Annotated in this window: 20 protein-coding genes, 1 pseudogene and 1 riboswitch; of the genes and pseudogenes, 5 read left to right on the top strand and 16 right to left on the bottom strand. The window is 39.2% G+C overall.

The genetic code is table 11. From position 1 onward, the window contains the following. The 11 genes and pseudogenes from FN924_RS04960 to FN924_RS19235 all read right to left on the bottom strand — a co-directional run bounded on the left by FN924_RS04960 (window position 1) and on the right by FN924_RS19235 (window position 8293). A protein-coding gene (locus FN924_RS04960; RefSeq protein ID WP_407692000.1) for an IS3 family transposase occupies window positions 1-1364 on the bottom strand; the annotation gives its coding sequence in 2 pieces (ribosomal slippage) (window positions 1-905 and window positions 905-1364; 1365 coding nt in all). A 47-nt stretch (window positions 1365-1411) separates the two neighbouring features. Beyond that, window positions 1412-1684: pseudogene (locus FN924_RS04955) on the bottom strand (DinB family protein); the annotation flags it as partial. A 121-nt stretch (window positions 1685-1805) separates the two neighbouring features. Then, window positions 1806-2270 (bottom strand): 6,7-dimethyl-8-ribityllumazine synthase, encoded by a 465-nt coding sequence (gene ribH / locus FN924_RS04950; protein ID WP_143892332.1) that lies wholly within the window; start codon window positions 2268-2270, stop codon window positions 1806-1808. A 13-nt stretch (window positions 2271-2283) separates the two neighbouring features. Continuing rightward, window positions 2284-3477 (bottom strand): bifunctional 3,4-dihydroxy-2-butanone-4-phosphate synthase/GTP cyclohydrolase II, encoded by a 1194-nt coding sequence (locus tag FN924_RS04945; RefSeq protein WP_143892331.1) that lies wholly within the window; start codon window positions 3475-3477, stop codon window positions 2284-2286. Between the two features lie 10 nt (window positions 3478-3487). Then, complete coding sequence (gene ribE / locus FN924_RS04940) at window positions 3488-4135, bottom strand: riboflavin synthase (protein WP_143892330.1); 648 nt, start codon at window positions 4133-4135, stop codon at window positions 3488-3490. Further along, window positions 4136-5224, bottom strand: coding sequence for a bifunctional diaminohydroxyphosphoribosylaminopyrimidine deaminase/5-amino-6-(5-phosphoribosylamino)uracil reductase RibD (ribD, locus tag FN924_RS04935; RefSeq protein WP_143892329.1), 1089 nt, complete (start codon window positions 5222-5224; stop codon window positions 4136-4138). A gap of 107 nt (window positions 5225-5331) precedes the next feature. Continuing rightward, window positions 5332-5482, bottom strand: a riboswitch (FMN riboswitch). Window positions 5483-5887: 405 nt separating this feature from the next. After that, window positions 5888-6385, bottom strand: coding sequence for a GNAT family N-acetyltransferase (locus FN924_RS04930; protein WP_143892328.1), 498 nt, complete (start codon window positions 6383-6385; stop codon window positions 5888-5890). A 54-nt stretch (window positions 6386-6439) separates the two neighbouring features. Then, on the bottom strand, window positions 6440-7342 hold the full coding sequence (locus FN924_RS04925; protein WP_143892327.1) for an aldo/keto reductase: 903 nt from the start codon (window positions 7340-7342) through the stop codon (window positions 6440-6442). A 187-nt stretch (window positions 7343-7529) separates the two neighbouring features. After that, window positions 7530-7871, bottom strand: a complete 342-nt coding sequence (locus FN924_RS04920; protein WP_143892326.1) for a GNAT family N-acetyltransferase — start codon at window positions 7869-7871, stop codon at window positions 7530-7532. Continuing rightward, complete coding sequence (locus tag FN924_RS04915; protein WP_267129007.1) at window positions 7828-7974, bottom strand: helix-turn-helix transcriptional regulator; 147 nt, start codon at window positions 7972-7974, stop codon at window positions 7828-7830. The genes FN924_RS04920 and FN924_RS04915 overlap by 44 nt, the downstream gene beginning before the upstream one ends. Beyond that, on the bottom strand, window positions 7937-8293 hold the full coding sequence (locus tag FN924_RS19235) for a hypothetical protein (RefSeq protein ID WP_228409573.1): 357 nt from the start codon (window positions 8291-8293) through the stop codon (window positions 7937-7939). Before FN924_RS19235 ends, FN924_RS04915 begins: the two co-directional genes overlap by 38 nt. Before the next feature lie 443 nt (window positions 8294-8736). On the opposite strand from FN924_RS19235, the gene FN924_RS04910 reads away from it, so the two are divergent. After that, window positions 8737-9546 carry an alpha/beta fold hydrolase gene (locus tag FN924_RS04910; protein WP_143892325.1) on the top strand — a complete coding sequence of 270 codons (810 nt, stop codon included), beginning with the start codon at window positions 8737-8739 and terminating at the stop codon, window positions 9544-9546. 459 nt (window positions 9547-10005) lie between these two features. Continuing rightward, the gene (locus FN924_RS04905) at window positions 10006-10497 is read left to right on the top strand and encodes a GNAT family N-acetyltransferase (protein WP_143892324.1); all 492 of its coding nucleotides are present in this window, start codon (window positions 10006-10008) and stop codon (window positions 10495-10497) included. Between the two features lie 35 nt (window positions 10498-10532). On the opposite strand, the gene sda is transcribed toward FN924_RS04905, so the two are convergent. Continuing rightward, window positions 10533-10793, bottom strand: coding sequence for a sporulation histidine kinase inhibitor Sda (gene sda / locus FN924_RS19685; RefSeq protein WP_323368637.1), 261 nt, complete (start codon window positions 10791-10793; stop codon window positions 10533-10535). A 126-nt stretch (window positions 10794-10919) separates the two neighbouring features. Next, a complete protein-coding gene (locus tag FN924_RS04895; protein ID WP_228409572.1) occupies window positions 10920-11156 on the bottom strand; it encodes a hypothetical protein in 237 nt (78 codons plus the stop codon). Window positions 11157-11328: 172 nt separating this feature from the next. Here FN924_RS04895 and FN924_RS04890 point away from each other — a divergent pair, with 172 nt between their 5' ends. The 3 genes from FN924_RS04890 (at window position 11329) to FN924_RS04880 (ending at window position 14843) form a co-directional block, all read left to right on the top strand. Beyond that, complete coding sequence (locus FN924_RS04890) at window positions 11329-12543, top strand: site-2 protease family protein (protein WP_143892322.1); 1215 nt, start codon at window positions 11329-11331, stop codon at window positions 12541-12543. Between the two features lie 297 nt (window positions 12544-12840). Then, window positions 12841-13932 (top strand): PfkB family carbohydrate kinase, encoded by a 1092-nt coding sequence (locus FN924_RS04885; RefSeq protein ID WP_143892321.1) that lies wholly within the window; start codon window positions 12841-12843, stop codon window positions 13930-13932. Further along, entirely contained in the window at window positions 13932-14843 is a 912-nt protein-coding gene (locus FN924_RS04880; RefSeq protein ID WP_143892320.1) for a pseudouridine-5'-phosphate glycosidase, read from the top strand. The genes FN924_RS04885 and FN924_RS04880 overlap by 1 nt, the downstream gene beginning before the upstream one ends. A 147-nt stretch (window positions 14844-14990) precedes the next feature. Here the strand turns inward: FN924_RS04880 and FN924_RS04875 are convergent, their stop codons facing one another. The 3 genes from FN924_RS04875 to FN924_RS04865 all read right to left on the bottom strand — a co-directional run bounded on the left by FN924_RS04875 (window position 14991) and on the right by FN924_RS04865 (window position 19850). After that, window positions 14991-15353 (bottom strand): Na-translocating system protein MpsC family protein, encoded by a 363-nt coding sequence (locus FN924_RS04875; RefSeq protein WP_143892319.1) that lies wholly within the window; start codon window positions 15351-15353, stop codon window positions 14991-14993. Window positions 15354-15699: 346 nt separating this feature from the next. Beyond that, entirely contained in the window at window positions 15700-18318 is a 2619-nt protein-coding gene (locus FN924_RS04870; protein WP_143892318.1) for a DUF2309 domain-containing protein, read from the bottom strand. After that, a complete protein-coding gene (locus FN924_RS04865) occupies window positions 18315-19850 on the bottom strand; it encodes an NADH dehydrogenase subunit 5 (protein ID WP_143892317.1) in 1536 nt (511 codons plus the stop codon). The genes FN924_RS04870 and FN924_RS04865 overlap by 4 nt, the downstream gene beginning before the upstream one ends. Window positions 19851-20357: the final 507 nt, after the last annotated feature.

Here is a 20357-nt window from a genome sequence, read left to right as displayed (position 1 = left end):
TTAAGCAGCTTGTTGGGCAAGAGTTCGGAATTGTACTGGACTCTTGCCTTTTAATTTTGTCTTAATACGTTTGTTGTTATAGTAATTCATGTATTCTTCAAGTTCTTGTTTAAAATGATCAATGCTATCAAATTCATTGAGGTATAGAAATTCAGATTTCATAATTCCAAAGAAATTCTCTATCACTGCGTTGTCATAACAGTTTCCCTTACGTGACATACTTTGTGTTATCCCTTGCTCCTTTAAGGCGTGGCGATACTGCCTCATTTGGTAATGCCATCCTTGATCTGAGTGAAGAATTAACTTATCTTTATCTGTTAATCGTTCAAAAGACTTCTCTAACATGTTTGAAACAAGTGAGTATGTAGGTCTTGAACCAATCGTGTAAGTAATAATTTCACCATTAAATAAATCAAGAATAGGAGATAGGTAGAGTTTCTCCCCAAATAATTTAAACTCAGTAATATCTGTTACCCATTTTTCATTTGGCTTTTCTGCCTTGAAGTTACGGTCCAATATGTTTGGTGCTGTCTTACCTACTTTCCCTTTATAAGAACGATATTTCTTCATACGAACCATACTTTTCAAACCTAATCCCTTCATGATTCGTTGAACTTTTTTATGATTAACTTTGTACCCACGGTTCACAAGCTCATCTCGAATACGACGATAACCATATCGTCCTTTGTGTTCATAATAAATTTCTTTTATAAGTATTTTTAGTTCTGCATCTTTATCTGGACGATCTAATTGTTTAACGAAGTAGTAGTACGTACTACGTGGTACATCTGCCAACGTTATAAGTGCTTTCACCGAGAAGTCATTCCTTAGTTCATAGACTATTTTCGCTTTGTCTTGTTTGGTGATTTTTCCTTGTTTTGAACTAAGGTGTTCAACTTTTTTAGATACTCATTCTCCATTCGTAGCTGTTTTACTTCAGCTTTGAGAGCTTCAATAGAATTATCAGTTGGTACTTGTTTTTGTGTATCTCTCTTATTTTCTTTTTTCATGAGTGTACGCCCCTTTTTCTTCGGTTTAAGGGCGTCTACTCCTCCTTTTTCATAAAGGATCCTCCATTTTCTAATCATACCTGGAGAGGAGATTTTAAAAATCGCGGCTGTTTCATTAGGTGACGTCCCATGCTCAATCATATAGTTAAGCACTTTTAGTTTAAACTGTTCTGAATAACTTGCATAGGATTTCTTTAATAATCCCTCTAAACCATGAAGATTATATTGTGCCACCCAGTTCATTATCACACTTGAAGACGTCCCCAGTGATTCTCCAATAGAATGATAACTCTCATTACCTTCTAAATATCTTTGAACTGCATTTAATTTATTTTCTTGAGTAAATTTAGCCATAAAAAACTGCACCTCCAATTGTTGAGTGTCTAACAATTGGGGTGCAGTTCATTCATCGAGCGCTCTTTTTTCTCCAGATGCGAAAAGCGGTCAAAAGCTGGAAAAGCGTTACGATCTCCTTCCTTCAAAATAAACTCTAATCTCGGAATCCAGTTATATATTTCCCCTTCAATCAAATGTTCCACGACTTCCGAAACATTCCACGTATTTTCCCCTTCCTTACATGTCAGCCAGCTATCTGACAAACCATTTAAAAAGCTGTCCAATGTCCTTGGTGTCCGTTCTAAAATCTCTATTGCTTCGTGAAGTTGAAAGTTCATCGTATCTTCCTCCTAACGAAATAGATTTTTCTTTATTTTACCAAATTACAAATCATATTGGACGAAAAAAATAAACGTCTTTGTATAATAGTAAAAGGGAGAGCATCTGCTCTCCCCCTTTCTATAGAGACTTCATTAAATTAGCCATTTCAATCGCTGCTACTGCTGCTTCCGCACCTTTATTACCTGCCTTCGTTCCTGCCCGTTCAATTGCTTGCTCGATATTTTCCGTTGTTAACACCCCGAATATAACTGGCAGATTTTGTTCCATAGATACACTCGCTACCCCTTTTGATACCTCATTACATACATAATCGTAGTGTGACGTAGAGCCTCTGATAACCGTCCCTAGTGTAACGATTGCATCATAATTTTTGGATTCTGCCATTTTTTTCGCTACTAAAGGAATCTCATATGCTCCGGGTACCCAGGCTACGGAAATATCTTCTTCGTTTACTCCATGTCGCCTTAAGGCATCTTCTGCACCACCTAGTAATTTGCTTGTAATAAATTCATTAAATCTACCAACGACAATCCCTATCTTTAATTCTGTCCCTACTAAGTTCCCTTCGAATACATGACTCATTAGTTTTTTCCTCCTATAAATGCAATAAGTGATCAAGCTTATCTTTTTTAGTCTTTAAATAGTTCTCATTATTTCTGTTCACTGAGATTTCTATTGCTTCTCTTTTGGTGACCTCTAGTCCATACTCCTTCATACTAGCTATCTTCCTTGGATTATTTGTTAGCAAACGAAGCTTCTTGATACCCATTGCCTTTAGCATTTGAACACTTATCGCATAGTCGCGTTCATCTTCTCCAAAACCCAATTGAAGATTCGCTTCCACGGTATCCAATCCCTGTTCTTGAAGTTTATAAGCTTTTAGCTTGTTCAATAGTCCAATTCCTCTGCCTTCTTGGCGCATATATAAAAGGACTCCACGACCTTCTGATTCTATCTGTTGCAGAGCTTTCTCCAATTGTGGTCCGCAATCACATCGGTGAGAGCCAAATACATCACCTGTTAGGCACTCCGAATGAATACGCACCAAAACAGGTTCATGCTCTTGAAAGACTCCTTTGTATAAAGCAAGATGCTCTTTACCAGTCACTCGATCGATAAAAGCAGCTAGTTTAAAATCTCCATATCTTGTTGGCAAATGAATGTCTTCTTCCTTTTTTATTAGAACATCATGTTGTTTCCTATACATAATGAGATCTTTAATGGTAATAATCGAGAGGTCAAATTTTTGCGCTACCTCCATTAATTCTGGAAGACGAGCCATCGTCCCGTCAGGATTCATAATTTCACAAATTACCCCAGCTGGCTTCGAACCTGATAACCTTGCCAAATCAACTGCAGCCTCTGTATGACCTGGTCGCTCTAATACACCCCATTCTTTTGCCACTAGTGGGAAAACGTGTCCCGGTCGTTTAAAGTCCTCTGGAGTTGCTTCAGAATCCAGCATTTTCTCTATCGTTTGTGCACGTTCAAAAGCACTTATTCCTGTATGTGTCGCTTTGTAGTCCACACTAACAGTAAAAGCCGTTTGATGTGTATCTGTATTTTGAGACACCATCGGATGAAACTGCAACTTTTTCGCTGTTGCGGAATCTAGAGGCGTACAAATTAATCCCTTCCCTTCTGTGGCCATAAAGTTAACAACAGCCGGAGTGGCATGCTCTGCCAGGACAACAAAATCTCCCTCATTCTCCCGAGCCTCATCATCTACGACAATAATTACTTTTCCTTCCTTTAGCTCTTGTAACGCTCGCTCTATCGTTTGAAACATGAGAGTCCTCCTAATCCATAAATCCGAATTCTTGTAACTGGCTCATCGTAATGCGGTCATTCTTTTTGTCCCGAAAAGTAAGGAATCGCTCCATATATTTTGCTAGCATGTCATATTCCACATTTACAACATCACCTTGATTCTTTTCTCCAAGAATGGTTGCTCTTTGCGTTTCCGGTATAAGAGAGATTACAAACCCATCCTCTTTTACACCAAATACAGTTAGAGATGTTCCATCTACACAGATCGATCCCTTGTAAGTTAAGTAACGAAGTTCGTCATGCGGAACCTTAATATACACATACAAAGCTATATCTTCTCGCCACACCTGCATAATTTCTCCTACGACGTCTACATGTCCTGAGACAAAGTGCCCACCAAATCTTCCAGATGCAGACATAGCTCGCTCCAAATTAACAGTTGATCCTCTTTTAAGTGTTGCGAGCGAGGTTGCACGAAATGTTTCAGGCATGACATCTACAGTAAACGAACCAGAAGTAAAGCTTGTTACAGTGAGACAAACGCCGTTTATTGCTACACTATCTCCAATGACTAAGTCCCCTAGCACTTTGCTTGCATCAATCGTTAAGGATAATGATTGATGGCTTCGAATTAGAGTCTTCACCTTCCCTTTTTCCTCCACAATACCTGTAAACAATTACCTAGCCTCCTTTAATCGAGCAATAACCTTTAAGTCACTTCCTATCTGTTTTACAGATCCAAATTCCAAGTCCAATGCTTCACTCATCTTTTCTGGTGATGCCCCTCCAACAGAAGATATAGCATCTGCACCACCTAAGAGCTTAGGCGCTATATACCAATGGCACTCATTTATTAGTTTTTCGGCTACAAACTGTCCATGAATGGTACTACCACCTTCGACATATAAGGATTGAATACGTTCTTCTCCTAGACATTCTAAAACCGCGTCTAATTCCACTTGCTCTGAATCAAGTGAAAAGACTCTTACATACGGATATTCCTTTGTAAAAGCGTCCGCATTAGCGTTTTTACCACAAAAAATCCATGTTGGTGCTTGCTGATCAACTAGAACTTGGGCATACTTTGGGATTCTTAAATTTGTATCCAAAATAATTCGAATGGGATGTTTACCACCTTGGGGCAATCTGGTGGTTAATTGAGGGTTATCCTGAAGGATCGTATTTACACCTACTAAAATAGCGTCATGAATATCTCTTTCACGATGTACATCTAACCTAGCATCTTTGGATGTAATCCATTTACTATCACCATCTGCAGTTGCTGTCTTTCCATCCAACGTCATCGCTACCTTCAGTGTGACATACGGTTTGTTCGTTTGAATAAAGTGAAAAAATTTGCGGTTTAATTCCCTTGCTCTTGTTTCCTGAATGCCGACTTCTACCTCTATTCCAGACTGCCTTAACCTTTCAATACCCTTACCAGCAACCTGAGGATTAGGATCTGTACAAGCGACATACACCTTCCGAATGTTTTGTTTGATGATTAGATCTACACATGGTGGAGTTTTTCCGTGATGAGAACACGGTTCCAACGTGACATATAAGTCCGAGTTTCTCGCAGCTTTACCTGCTTGACGAATCGCATATACTTCCGCGTGCTCATGTCCATGTTTAAGATGTGTACCCATCCCAACAATCCTGCCATCCTTTACAAGTACTGCACCTACGCTCGGGTTCGGACTCGTTTGACCAATAGTGGCTTCTGCTAAAGACAGAGCGACTCCCATATATTCCTCTTTTGTCATCACATCACATCCTTCCATTTGAATTGGAAGGGAAACAAGAAAAGCCCCAGAAATAGTATTCTGGGGCTTAGAATTAACAACAAATAAACGTACATATCGTACGTAGATTTTTCCTTTTACCATCCAGACTTTACTGTCGGCTTTGGAATCACACCAAATCCACCTTCGCATTCGCATGCTCCGGGTCACGGACTAAGGATATCATTTCAAATATCCATCACCGTCGGTCGGGAATTTCACCCTGCCCCAAAGGAAACCTATTCGATTGGTTTTAATATAACACTTTCATAAAATACTTGCACGAAATTTGCTCAAATTGGTGCTCATTTCAATTCCATTATCGTTATCATCATGAATGATGAGTTACATAACAGCAGTTCAACTGCTAGCTAGAGGAGATTGGGAAAAAATTCTACTCTATCATGTGGTCTCAGGTAAAATACTGTCCAGTGATTTAGAGGAAGAAAATGTGAAAACATTGATAAACAAGTAAAAAATACACTTAACCCTGACCATGTAAATGAAGCGAATGTTATTGGCCTGATATAGAGGCAATGGCGTGATCCATGTGATTGATAAATTGTTATTACCATAAGGTTAAATTACAAAAGAGAGCTCGCTTTGCACAGCAAGTCCTCTTTTGTCTGTTTGCTTCAAAGCATTTTAAAGCTTCTTTCCTAAAACAACATAAGCTTCCTCCGTATTAGGAAAAAAGGGCTCTTTGACCACGTGCCAACCCAATTTTTCATACAACCCTCGAGCAGCATAATTATCTACCTGTGTGGTGAGTATCGCGGTTTTGTGCTTTACTTCTTCCATGAGCTTGGTCATAAGCAGGGCTCCTCTCCCACTTCTTCTCTCCTCAGGCAGAACCACTAATTCAACTACTTCCAAACAATCTTCCAACCATTGGGATTGTTCTGTATTTGAAAGTGCTTTTCGAAGCAATTCATTGTAATATTGACCTTTTTGCGACGTGTATCCATATACAAATCCAACCGGCTCCTCATTACTTTTTAAAATCAGTCCCTTATATCCTTCATATGTTGCATGGCGCCTAAATCGCTCCTCTACAGAAGGATCTTCCTTTTTCCAGGTTTGTCTATATAAGTCGCTAATAGACTTCATGTCCTCATTGGTTATCGCAGTAAGCTTGGTCATTTTTCTCCCTCCCTCATTTTTTCGAAAAGAAAAGGAACGCTACTGCGTCCTCCTTTACGGCACCTCGTGTCCCATAGATGCATGTAATATTTCAAACCACTGATCTAAAGATAGGTTTAAGTGGACTGCCTCTGTTGCCTTTTTAATTCGATCTTTTTTCCCAGAACCGACGATTGGCATAATATTAGCAGGGTGAACAAGTAGCCATGCATATAATACTTGATCAATTCCGTCTGCATGGAGTTCTTCAGCTACTTTTGTTAAGGCTGCTCGCAAACGTTTCGCCTTCTCGTCCTCGCTTGAGAAAATCCTTCCACCAGCTAAAGGAGACCAAGCCATCGGTGCAATTCCTTTTTCCTGACATAGATTAATCGTACCATCATCAAAGTTTTCCAATTCATAGGCAGATACCTCAATCTGATTGGTGATAAGGTCGAAATCTAAGTAGGATTGAAGCATATTGAATTGATGCTGTTTAAAGTTAGATACACCAAAATAACGTACTTTACCTTCTTGCTTTAATTCTGTGAAAGCTTCTGCCACTTGTGCAGGATCCATAAACGGGTCTGGACGATGGATTAGAAGTGTGTCAATAAAATCCGTGTGAAGATTCTTTAAGGAATGCTCCACAGATTCTATAATATGTTTCTTACTCGTATTATAATGATGAGATTTGTACTGTGGTCGACGTGGAGATGGGAAGACAATCCCGCACTTCGTAACTAGTTCCATTTTGTTTCGTAATTCTGGCTTTAAAGCTAAGCCTTTCCCAAAAAGTTCTTCATTTAGAAATCCACCGTAAATATCAGCGTGATCAAATGTTGTGATGCCTAACTCTAAGCAATACTCTATCAAATCTAATGTGTCTTCAGGAGCATGATTCCACTCATTTAATCGCCACAAACCATGGATGACACGAGAAAAAGATAAGTCCTCTGCAAGCTGAACTCGTTCCATAAAATAAAACCCCTATCCTTATGTAATTGTTTTCATTATCTCCCAGTTGACAAGGAAAGACAATTAATTGATTTGGAAATAGATGTTCCGAATGAGGTGGATGAAATTGCTTTTTTAAGATTTATTAACTCTACAGCATGTACTTACAACGCTCGTTACGGAATTCTTATCGTTCAGACGATGTGTATTAACGCTTAGCTCCCAACCTCTTCGCAAACAAAACCCGATCGACACCTTTTCCATCATAATTAGAGTAAACCGAAACTCCATCCACCACCTTATCCCCCTTTACAATCACAAATCCAACGCTCGTATGATAAGCTATGGATTGCTTATTGACTGGAGACGTTAGACAGCGAACGATATGTACACCATGATTTCCTACCTCTTCTAAGAAACGATTATAATGCTCTTGTGCTAATTTTCCACGATAATTCGGATTAACAGCAAACGGAAATATACAAATAACCTTCCAGGCCAGAAGGTTATTCTTCACCATATTTAATTCGGTAGATTTTTGCCATCGCATTCATTCGATCCGTTACAATGAGCTTTTTAAAAATATTGGTTACATGGTTTTTCACTGTGTGTGCGCTAAATTGAAGGATGTCTGCAACCTCCTGGTTGTTCAAGCCTTTTAAAATGAGATGGAAAATTTCTATCTCCCTCGTAGTAAGCGAGTAGTCCTGTTTTTTTGATAGCAGTTCCGAGAAAATCTACTTCACCAATTGCGATTAAGCGCTTTAAATAGGTTTGAACCCGATGATCATAATCTTCCAATTCAAAGTCTTCTTCTCGTATCGAGTTAGCCACCTTAATAATTTCTCGGTATAAGGTATCATTACTTTTTTTATTTGATGCTTCCTTCAACACTTGCATTAAAGTCTCAACTTTCTCGATAAGATACGACTTATCTTCATCAAATAGTCCCTCTACGAAGGGACCAGCCAACAGAACGATTCTTTTTCATAGATTTTTATCAGCGGAGATAATATGTACTGGGTTTCTAGCTTGTCCACTGACGTTATAACAGAAGGTTTATTTAAGTTAGGAGCAAGAGCGATAACTTCTTCTAAAAGAGAAGGCTTTAAAAGATACGTGGTGCTTGATGTTCGTACTGAGGTAATAACAGTACCATCCTTCTCCAACCAACAAATCGGCAAACCTATATACTGGCCGTACACTTCTAGTATCTCGAAAGCAGTTTTCATATCAAAACAAAACCTTCTGAGTTAGTCTCTTCTTTTTATATCGGTTATTTACACTAATTTTCCAATGGGAAAAACGCCTCAACCCTCCTCTAAAAACGATCACATTAGATCTCAGTTATGAGTCAACCTTTCTTGGAATACACATGAATTATCCAAAACTATAAAAGAAAGGGGAATTCACCTGTGGGATATTACGTGGCGGTGGAGCCAGGGGTGAACATTTATGTAGAGGACGTGAACCCAACTGGAAGGAAGACCATTCTATTTGTTCATGGCTGGCCAGCTAATCACCATTTATTCGAATATCAATTCAATGTGTTGCCCGCTATGGGGTACCGCTGCATAGGAATTGATATCCGAGGCTTCGGCAAGTCCGATAAACCTTTTGGGAATTATACGTATAATCAATTAGCAAATGATGTTCGAGTTATTGTTGAGGTACTCGGCCTGCATGACTTCACGTTAGCTGGTCATTCGGTTGGTGGAGCGATTGTAACAAGATACATGGCCAAACATCAAGGATTTGGGGTTGCGAAGCTTGCTTTAATTGGAGCGGCAGCACCTAGTGTAACAAAACGGAGTTACTTTCCAGGAGGCATCGAAAAGAAGGAAGTCACAAAGCTGATCCATGGGGTCTATGAAGATCGACCAGCCATGCTCGTAAATTTCACCGAAAAGTTCTTTTATCAGCCTATTTCAAAGCCATTTTCAGATTGGTTTTTGCAACTGGGATTTGCAGCTTCCGGGTATGCAACGGCTAAAGTAGCAAAAACGTTTCGAGATGAAGAACTATTCCACGATCTCTCTCATATTCTCGTTCCAACGCTTATTTTACACGGAAAGCATGATGAAGTCTGTCGCCCTGCATTAGCAACTGCATTACATAAAGGCATTAAACAATCCAAGCTTGTCTGGTTTGAACATAGCGGTCATGGATTGTTTTGGGAAGAACGAGATAAGTTTAATAGAGAGCTTGCAGAATTTGTCCGATAAAAATTCAAGCAAAATGTCTCTTGCCCGGACACCTTCTATTCTAATAGTTCTAAACAAACATAAGCATTTCTCTCCTACAACCATACCAATGGTTCCAGAAGCAATTTCCCATTTCCAATAATCGATACATGATAATCTTCACGTAAAACAACACCCATACAGATAGTGAACGGAAAAAGAGAAATTACAACGCCTACCCATTCTATCGTTTCATCCTTAATGGAACGTTCCTACCTTTCTAGGTAACTGGATTATACTCTTTCATTTCATCTCCTGCATTGTTACGACAATGCGAGCAAAAAGCTAGAGTAGTATCGAAGGTTTGCTTGTAAGAATCCCAATACTTGTTCCGACTCCCCAAATCAAAAGATAAAAAGACTGTAAGATTTTAGGCTTATAGATTGCAGAACTGCTTCATTTCCCCTATAGTGTTGATTAATAAGAAGGAGGCGACAAAATTTGGTAATTGTTAGAGATGCACATGTAAATGATGTTCCAGAAATGACGGATATTTATAATAACGCAGTCCGAACGACTACGGCTACTTTCGATTTGGAAGAACAAACCGCCGACGAGCGTCAAATGTGGTTCCATAGTTTTAATGATCAGTATCCATTAATTGTTGCAGAATTTAATGGCCATGTTGTTGGCTATTGCAGTCTAAGTCCTTATCGCTCTAAGCCAGCATACGCTAAAACAGTAGAGCTCTCCGTTTATATTGCTCCTAACCACAGAGGGAATGGAGTAGGGAGTATATTACTTGAGGAAATTATTAAGCGCGCTAAAAAGCTCGGTTATCACACCATTCTAGGAGGTGTAACAGAAGGCAATAAACGAAGTATGAGACTACATGAAAAGTTCGGCTTCGAGAATGTAGGGTGTTTAAAAGAAGTAGGATTTAAATTCGGCAATTGGCAGGATGTACACTTTTATCAGCTCATTTTAAAATAAATATCCCTTTATGAAAGTAAGGGTTTGCATTGTGTTTATTCCTCTTTCTGTTTTAGAAGGATTAAAAAAATATTACGTTTACGTAGCTCTTCTCGCATTAGATGTAGAAATTCTTCACTTAAACCTAATTCAACCGCATGTTTATAAGATTCAATGAGTACTCTGTCCGATAAATAGTCCAAAATTCGGTCCCCTGCTTCCATTTTAAAGAAGGGAAAACGGACTGTCGACTTTGAAAAAATAGGATGAACGACAAATAATGACCATCCATCTAATTCATTAGACCAAATAGGCAAAAAAAGCAGCCTTTATCGGATTTGCTTGGTCATCTGCTCATCCTGCCCCAGCTTACTCTTGAAAATGAATAGAAATGTCTTTCTCGATTGCTAATGTATAGGACGTTTTAAACGTTCTTTTTTTGTTTAATAATGTTCTATTCTCCAGAAAAGCATTTCATGCTCTTCAAATGAAATACGGACATTTACCTCGTTCACAGATAGCGTTTGAACCTTTACATTATCAGCTAATGTCTTCTTCACTTTTTCTACTGATCGATAAGCAAAATCAGCGTGAACAGCTTCACCAAATAATATCAATCGCTGAAACACAACAGCCTCTACAGCATGATAGTAAATCTCCATATATATGCGGCTTGTCATCTTCCCAAACGATAACTCTATATGTTTCTATAATGAAACCTCCTTTCCTATAGGGACGTATCTTATAAAAAGAAATATAGCAAGCCTGCTTTATTTTCTTATTCATCCAGAAGTGTATTACATTTTCATTTGTTACAGTATTTGGTAAAATAGATTTAGAGGAGTGGTATCCGTGGAATCCGTAGCACGAGGTAAATCAGGAAAGGGTGGTACATGGGGTGTATTAGCAGCCATCGGATTGTTTTTCCTTTCCAAGCTTAAGTGGGTGTTAGGGTTACTTAAACTTGGAAAGTTTGCAACTCTTGCTTCCATGTTTGTTTCTCTTTGGGCGCATGCTCAAATTTTCGGGTGGAAATTTGCCAGTGCCATCATTTATTTGATTTTCGTTCATGAAATGGGGCATCTGGTCGCAGCAAGGATGAAAAAAATCCCAACAAGCCCTGCTATATTTATTCCGTTTATGGGGGCAGTTATTGGCATTGATCCGAAAAAAATTAAAAATGCAGAAACAGAATTTTTTGTCGCATACGGGGGACCGTTTGCTGGATTGCTATCCATCATTCCGGCAGCGCTACTCTATCTATACACGAAAGATCCATACTGGGCACTTGTGATGCAGTTAGGTGCTTTAATTAATCTATTTAACCTTATCCCTGTTTCTCCACTTGATGGAGGAAGAATCGTCAGTGTCTTATCAACGAAGGTCTGGTTCATCGGATTACTTGCCTTAGTTCCTTTCCTCTTTTTATCGCCTGATCCCGTATTAATGATTATTTTCATTTTTGGGGTTATAACCTGGGTGGAAAGAATTCGGGAACCACTAAAAATAAAAACGATGAACTATAAAAAAGAAGTATTGCAAAACATAAATGAATTACTTGACACGTATAAAAGTAGAACAATAACAGGAATAGATTTTGAATTATATACAGATGAGTTCGAATATAAACTGAATGAATATGCACGTATTCGTACAATTCTTCGCGAACGAAAGCAAGAAGTCGTTGACTTCGTCATTCATGACCCGACAGTTCGTGGATTATTTGTCAGACCTAAACATAAACCTAAGGTAAAGAAAATGGAAGCCGAATTAGAGATTTTAAAACAGATTTTGGAAAAAAATATGTTCCCAACTGTTAATTCCGCAACAGCTATTGATGAAATCGTCGAACTCGTCTATGAACAGAACCAAAAGAAGACAGCAGAATTGAATGATGAACTCAGTAGGATGAAGACTTATTATGAGTCCTCTTTAACCACCAAGATTCGTGCTTTAATCCTTTATGTGGCACTTGCCGTTCTTTTAGCCGTTATTCTCGTTTTTGCAATGGAAATACTAGATGCCAGTGATCTTATGGTCAATCCAACATCCTTTGAGGAAAACTAAGGGGCTGGGACATAACGAAAAGGATAAGCAGAAAAGCCGAACAACAGCCTATACTAGCTCCGGAAATATACGTGGACTCCAGCGGGAGGAGGCTCACCAGCCGCCCGAGGAAAGCGTAGTATGTTTCCGGAGCGGGGTATAGGCACTATTTATAATTGTTCGTTTATTTCATTGCTTTAATATACTTTTGTCTCAACCTCTTTTTGTTTTGCCTGTTGTGCAACCTAAATATAGCCCCTTTACAAACATTTGTTTTTATTTTAAACTTTTGTTTATAAGGGTGAAAGGAGGATAGCCATGAGCAAGGAACAACAAATCTTAACTCACATTAAACGCAATCCATACATATCCCAACAAGAACTGGCTGAGCTCGTCGGATTATCTCGTCCAGCGGTAGCAAACTACATCAAAAGCCTGATCACTCGAGGGGAGATAAAAGGACGCGCCTATATTTTAAATGACAAGAAGTATATTACTTGTATTGGTGGAGCAAATATTGATCGGAAAGCGATGGCCTTAGAACAAGTAAGCCTTCATTCATCTAATCCAGTTACAACCTCCGAGTCCTATGGAGGCGTCTCTCGAAATGTTGCAGAAAATTTAAGTCGTCTTGGCATGCATACTAGATTGTTAACAACAATCGGCGATGACAAAGAAGGACAAGCTATCCTAGAAAAGTCTCAACAGGACGGAATCGATATTCGTCACGTTTGGACACTTCCAACCCAACGAACCGGAACGTACACTGCACTAATTGATACAGATGGCGAATTAATCGTGTCACTAGCGGATATGGGCATTTATGACCACCTAACCCCTTCCATGCTAGAGGAACGCTGGGGCCAGATTTCAGACTCCCAAGCAATCTTTGTAGATACAAATATCTCCGCAGAATGTTTATCTTTCTTAATGGAGAAATGTAAGGCGGAAAGTGTTGCCCTTTATATCGATCCAGTATCGATTGCAAAAACAAAAAAGTTGCCGAAGCGATTAGATGGAACAGAGTTAATTCTACCAAATCGGGAAGAAGCAGAATTACTAGCTGACATGGAGATTTTCTCCGTCCAAGGGGCCAAAATCGCTTGTCAGCACATCCTAGATCGTGGTGCAAAACAAGTAATTATTACAATGGGAGCAGATGGGGTTTTCTATGCTTCTAAGGAAGAGTCTGGTCATGTTCCGGCCATCCAAACGGAAGTGGTAGATGTAACTGGGGCTGGTGATGCCTTTGCGGCGAGTATTATATATGGCCTGTCCATTGGACAAAACCTAGAAAAAGCGTGCCAGCTTGGAGTAGCTGCGGCTTCCTTAACGTTACAAACAGAAGCTTCTGTCGCGCTCGCGTTAAATCAAGATTATCTAGAACAAGTAGTAAAGGAGTCTTCATAATGCAAAACTATTTATCTTTTTCTGAAGAGGTTCAAGAAGCCATCGAACAACAAAAACCAATTGTAGCGTTAGAAACAACTATCATTTCTCATGGCATGCCATACCCACAAAATATCGAAATGGCCAAAACAGTCGAACAGATTATACGAAATCAAGGTGCTGTTCCAGCTACCATTGGGTTGATGGATGGATCAATCAAAATCGGATTATCCGAAGAGGAACTGCTTGAATTCGCTACGAACAAATCCGTTGAAAAAGTAAGCCGTAGAGATTTTCCTTATATTTTGGCGACTGGAAAAATTGGTGCAACTACCGTTGCCGCAACGATGATTGCGGCACAGCTAGCAGGTATAAAAGTGTTTGCGACAGGTGGAATTGGTGGGGTTCACCGTGGTGGAGAGCTATCGATGGACGTATCCGCAGACTTAACAGAACTGGCACAAACCAATGTCGCGGTTGTCTGTGCCGGTGCTAAGTCTATTCTAGATGTAGGACGCACATTAGAATACTTAGAAACAGAAGGAGTTCCAGTAGTCGGTTATAAATGCGAAACCTTCCCTACTTTCTATACAAGAGAAAGTGACTTCAACGTAGACTTCCAATTGGATTCGCCGGAAGAAGTGGCTCGATTACTAGATACAAAGTGGAAACTCAACCTAAATGGCGGAGCGATTATTGCAAACCCTGTTCCAGAAGAAGCTGCGATGAATTATGACGAAATGGAAGCGTTAATTGCTCATGTAATTGATGATGCAACCAAACAAGGGATTGCAGGAAAAAGTGTAACTCCATTCGTTTTAGATCAAATTAAACAACGTACAGATGGTAGAAGCTTGGAAACGAATATCGCGTTAGTGAAGCATAATGCGGAGGTTGCTGGTCAGATTGCAGTGGCGTTACACAGCCTATAACTATCTATATGGTCTAGTAATCGAATTTCTATAAAAAGAAACCTCATCAAGGATGAGGTTTCTTTTATTCTACATGAGACTCAACCTCCCAGTCTCTTTCGATATGGATGTTTTGATTCTCATGGTTAAACATCATTTTTTTATCCGTTAAAGACGTTTCTCAAAATCATTAAATAGTTTAAATAGCATCACTCGTTCACCGGTACGAGAACTTATATCGGTATGAAAACTCTTCACTTCTTCTCCGGTTATCGTTAAGATAATATTCTTAAGATCTTCTATACCGGATTCCACTAATTCCGAACGAGTCTTCTTTATTGTTAACATTCCATCTTTTGATTCACATACTGCATATTCAGCCGGTGTTAAAACACCATGTAAGATTACAATTATCATATCTCGTAATATATCTGTCTTAACGGATACAGATCCACGTCCGAGAAAGTCCTTTTCCCACTGAGTAATAGCCCTACTTATCTCAGATTCATAAGAACCTTTTGATTTATTCATAACATGTACATCTCCCTTTATATGGTCTATTCAGTTGCTTTATAAAATCTTCGAGATGATTTTCCTCATTGAAAGTATGTGCCCGTGTCGATGGGAGCACAGTTTATATCTTAACATAGCGTTCTATTTTTTAACTATACATTAACTAGAGTTCAATCTATTCCCATGAAATCTTAGTTGAATATAGAACAAACAAAGTCTAGGCTAAAAATGCCTAGACCTTAAAACAATATATGAAGGATAATCTTTATTGTCCTAATCACTAAAGTACGAGAAAAATACCTTGGCAAAGAAGTTTTTGATAATATTCCTTGTAGGAATCTCAACTATTGGTTATATAGCTTAACTAGTACCAGTTTTTCCAACGCCCTTCTGGATCTACACTAGCAAGTCGAGCCCATCCATTTTCAACTTTTTCTCTTAATGAGGAATCCATATTTAATAACCTTTCTACGTATTCATTAGGTGCTTGAATGACAATCAGCAGACGAAGTGGAGAATGATAAGCCTCGTGATCTGACTTCATAACAGATTGCCACGGTAGACCCGCTAACAAGTCACTTGCATTTCCCTGCATAACACCAAGACCTGCTGTAACAGTTTGCGTCGCTTTATTTCCACTACCATAATAGTGAGGCGCTACAGTTGAAGCATAGTATTGCAGATTAATCCATTGGCTCACTGTGCCCGGTCCTTCAATGATATTAGCTAGGAGTTCCCCGCTTTCATCCTTTCGCCAATCGTAATTATGAAGAAAGGCTCTACCTTCCAAGTCACAATGCTGAGTTAATTCCCGTTGACCAATAATGAAAGCAGCATTACGGGCTAATCCCCATTCCGGACGTATTTCACTCCAATCTTCAGCAAATCGGTGTACCTCTGCCTTTGGATTTTTTAGTTTAGATTGGATATTCGGTAACTGAGCAAGACGCTCGACAATTGCATTTTGGCTCACTGTCGGCATAATAGCCTCGATACGATCAAATGCCTCTTGTGCTGTTTCGGAAAGTTCGGGAACATAAAGCCATTGTAATTCATCCACGGTTGTATTGTGTTCTGCCGCTACAAAAACGGTGTCCACAGGGATTTCAATTCCTTCCGAAGAAAGCTCTTTTCTTACCTCAGGAAGATTACATAAAGTAGCCAAAACCCTTGCGTTGAATCCACCCGCTGCTCCACCACAGGCACCACACTCAAGTGCAGCAGCGTAAGGATTGTTTGTACTTTGACTGCTATGTCCGCATATAACGACTAATGAAGCAAAATTCTCTGTCAACCCCATCATTTTTAAGGCTGCGCGCGCATAATCCACCTTTTCTTTTTCAGAAAATCCAACAGATATCTCCGCTTGTGTATGATGAACATGATGAAGGGAGAGCTTCGTATTAGGTTTCCGTACCCAAGCTTCACGAAGGCTACGAATAAGCCGATCTGCCCTTCTTGGCACAAAACTTCGTGCTACCATTTGTAAGCTAAGAAAAGGCCCACTTAATTCAGGTAAAAGTAAGCTCGCAAGTACACTTTGTTTCATTTTTTTAAATGTATTGCTTAAGGAATTAACAACCTGCTTACGTTGCTGATACGTCTCTAATTCTTTCTCATCAGCAGTCTCCTTTATTTGGTGCCGAGGCTGTAGGATAACCGGCAAGGAAGGATGACTATGATCACTCCCGAGCTCTTTAGTTGCAATCGGTAAACCAAAGAAGCCTGCAATTCCAATTGTTTCGAACGGGCCTTCTTTTTCAAGTTGACGGCGAAAAGGTTCCGATCGTACATCAATGCAGAAAGCTAATTGTGCTAGTACAGATTTTTTTTGGTTGTCCTTACGGTGATTAGAGATAATCTTCTGACTTAATCGATCAGTGTGTGTATCTTCCCACGCTTCTAACCAAAGCTTCCTACGAAGACTATCATTAAAGGTGGAAGCAAATGCTAGATATTCATTTTGTTCAATAGTTGACATCCTCGACCATTGCTCCATTTTCAGCTCTCCCCAATAAATCCAAGATGCTAAAAGAGGAGTAACCGAATCTTTATTCTCCAAAAGTCTATTAGGGAGAGGTTTATAGGGCTTTATGAACGCATGCTCCATTGAAATTCGAATAGCTAAATACTCTGTTAGGAGTGCATGTTCATGGTTCGATTGTCGTGAGCGCCAAAGCATCATCCCTGCCCATCCAGGTAAGGAAAGTAAATGGCCTTCAAGATATGTTTGTAAATCTGACTCCGGTATTTCTAATGCGATTAATGCCTCTTTTAGAGCTAGATGTGCCTCTTGAGGTAAATCTTTGAAGCAACTTCGCTGTTTCTTACTAAGAATCGGATCGTGTTGAATGAGACGACGCCACGCACGATAAAACCCCTCCTGACGATTTGGCATTGCCCAACCCGCCTGGGAATCATCAAGATATAATTTACACCACTTGATAATATGATGATCGAGAATGTTCCCTATCCTATCGCCATCCTCATTCTGAATTTGCGAACTTATTGGTTGCATGATAGAACCTTTTGTATGAATCCCACTAAATCCCTCTGCCAATTCCTCCAGTTCCAGTGATGCTAGAAGGTCTGAAGGTAATGGATCCAACTTTAATGCGGCATGACAGAATCGTTCCATCATGTCCCGTGGGATTTTAAAGGAATGGGAATCAAGCCAACGCTGTAGTCTCATTTCCAGAAAAGCTTCATCAATCTCACCTTTATTCTTAGCCGAAATGATCATAGAAGCACTAGGATAAATATCAATATCCCGATTATTCTTTAACCACTCTGCAACCTGATCAAATGATTGGTTTTCAAGTCCCATCCACGGGTTACGTGCTGCAAACGTAGAAATGGGCCAAAGTGGTGCAATTACTTGACTAGCCGATTCAACTAACTTATTAATATCATCTTTTTGAAGGTTAACTGTTTTATCTTTCTTCCCTATACTCTCTTTCGTTAATACGGATGTTCCATTCATCGTAGTTTACCTCCCTCAGATATATATTGTTTTAAGTAGTTTGGATGACTTTCTACTGACTTTGGTTTCGCCTCACCCAATCGGATTAACCAAAGGTAAACTACTGCAAAGGATACAGAAGAACGTTTACGAGAAACCCACGCACCTATAGCACTTCCAAATAATAAGAGACATAAGACAATAATGACAACTGACATCGGAAGTTGAGCACTATGATGTACGCTTGTATGCAACCACTCATAGAAGAAGGAATGAATTATTAAATAAACGATTGCAGCTCCTCCTAGACAAGATAAGCCAGCAATACGACCAATCCTCCCCTCTCCAAAAGCTACGAGTTGTGTCCACGAAACAGAAAATGACCAACCTAAGATAAGTGCACTAACCAATTGATATCCTTCATCAGCAGCCTTGAACCAGAAGGCAACCCCTACAAGAAATCCTAAAGCCCGACCGGCCATAATCCATACATACGAGGATCTTTCGTTAATTCGAGACAATGCTTGGGAACGCTGTACTGCCGAACCAGCCTGTAAAAACAAGGTGGCTTTGAACAAACCATGTAAAATTAAATGAATAATAGCTGCTACATACGCTCCTAATGCACACTGAATAAGCATAAAACCCATTTGTCCAATCGTGGAGCCAACTAGCTGACGTTTATAATCAACCTGGACTAAACTAATTCCGGATCCAATCAATACAGAAATACTTGCAAGAAGAAGCAAAATAATCGAAGCTATATCCCCATTAAAAAGAGGTGAAAACCGAGTTAACATGATTCCTCCTGCATTTACTAAACCTGCGTGCATGATAGCAGAAACAGGTGTTGGAGCGACAACCGACTCAACTAACCACCTTTGGAATGGCCACTGAGCTGCTGGAATTAACACTGCTAATACAATCAGTAAATTGATTCCTGTTCTGTACCACGCACCAATTTGAGCTAAACTTTCATCAGTTAGAGCTAATGATAACTGCCATTGGCCTGTAACTTGAAAAATCAAAATCACTGCACATAATAGGGAAAACCAACTTAATGTAAATAAACGGCCAGAAACCTTGGCAGCTTCCCTTGCTGCTAACCAACCACGGTTTAATCTAATAAGTAAGGTTAAACCAGCAAGAGTAGCTCCCCAACATATAACCATTAGTCGCAAGTCACCGCTTAACCACGTAATGGAAGCGAAACCTGTAATGAATGTAAAAAGTGTAAAATACTTACGATAAGAGCGATCCCCCATTAAGTAACGCACAGAGTATCGTTGAATGATTAAACCAATCGAAAGAACAAAGAAAGCCATCAACCAAGCTAAGGAATCCAAATGCCAAGGACCAACGTCCCCATTCACACTTTTATCAAAAAGAGGCACTAATGAAACCAATGACGGTAAGGCAACAATTCCAATATGAATGCGGACATAACGTAAAGGTACTCGTGGATGCAAAAATAATAATCCACTTAGCCCTGATATGATAAGCAATATGAAAAATACTACTAACAATGATGACGAACTAAGCGAAATTAACACAGAACATTCTCCCCTCAGCATTACATTTAAAAAAATATATCTTATATATCTTTGTCAACGGTCAAACCTTTTATGAACTCTATCCTGACTATTGTGTAGATTGTATCTACTTAAAAAACAAAAACCGACAACTTCAAAATTCCAATGATCGTGAATCATTGAATCTTGAGAATTGTCGGTTTTACTTCAACTAACTTCAACTAAGTTTTTTGAAGAACTACCTTAAATAAATGTTTACATCCTGCTCTTCTTATACGTCCATCTAATCTAACACCTTGCACTATATCACATTACCTTCCATCCTCATCTGTTTAAAGCTTTTTCATTTCATCAATATATAAATATTAAAAAAATGCTAAAGCCAAAATAAATGAGAAGGAAAAATAACCCTTTTTCGAATGTTAGGTTATTTGATAATATATACTAATTTATCAAATTTGTCAAAAACTTAACTCCCCTGATTCTTTCTTTTTCAAAGAAAAATAAAAGTAATTATATAAAAAAGTT

The organism is Radiobacillus deserti, assembly GCF_007301515.1.
GTDB classification, from domain to species: Bacteria; Bacillota; Bacilli; order Bacillales; family Amphibacillaceae; genus Radiobacillus; species Radiobacillus deserti.
The sequence above is the reverse complement of the archived record's forward strand: the minus strand, read 5'-3'. Positions and strand labels throughout refer to the sequence as shown.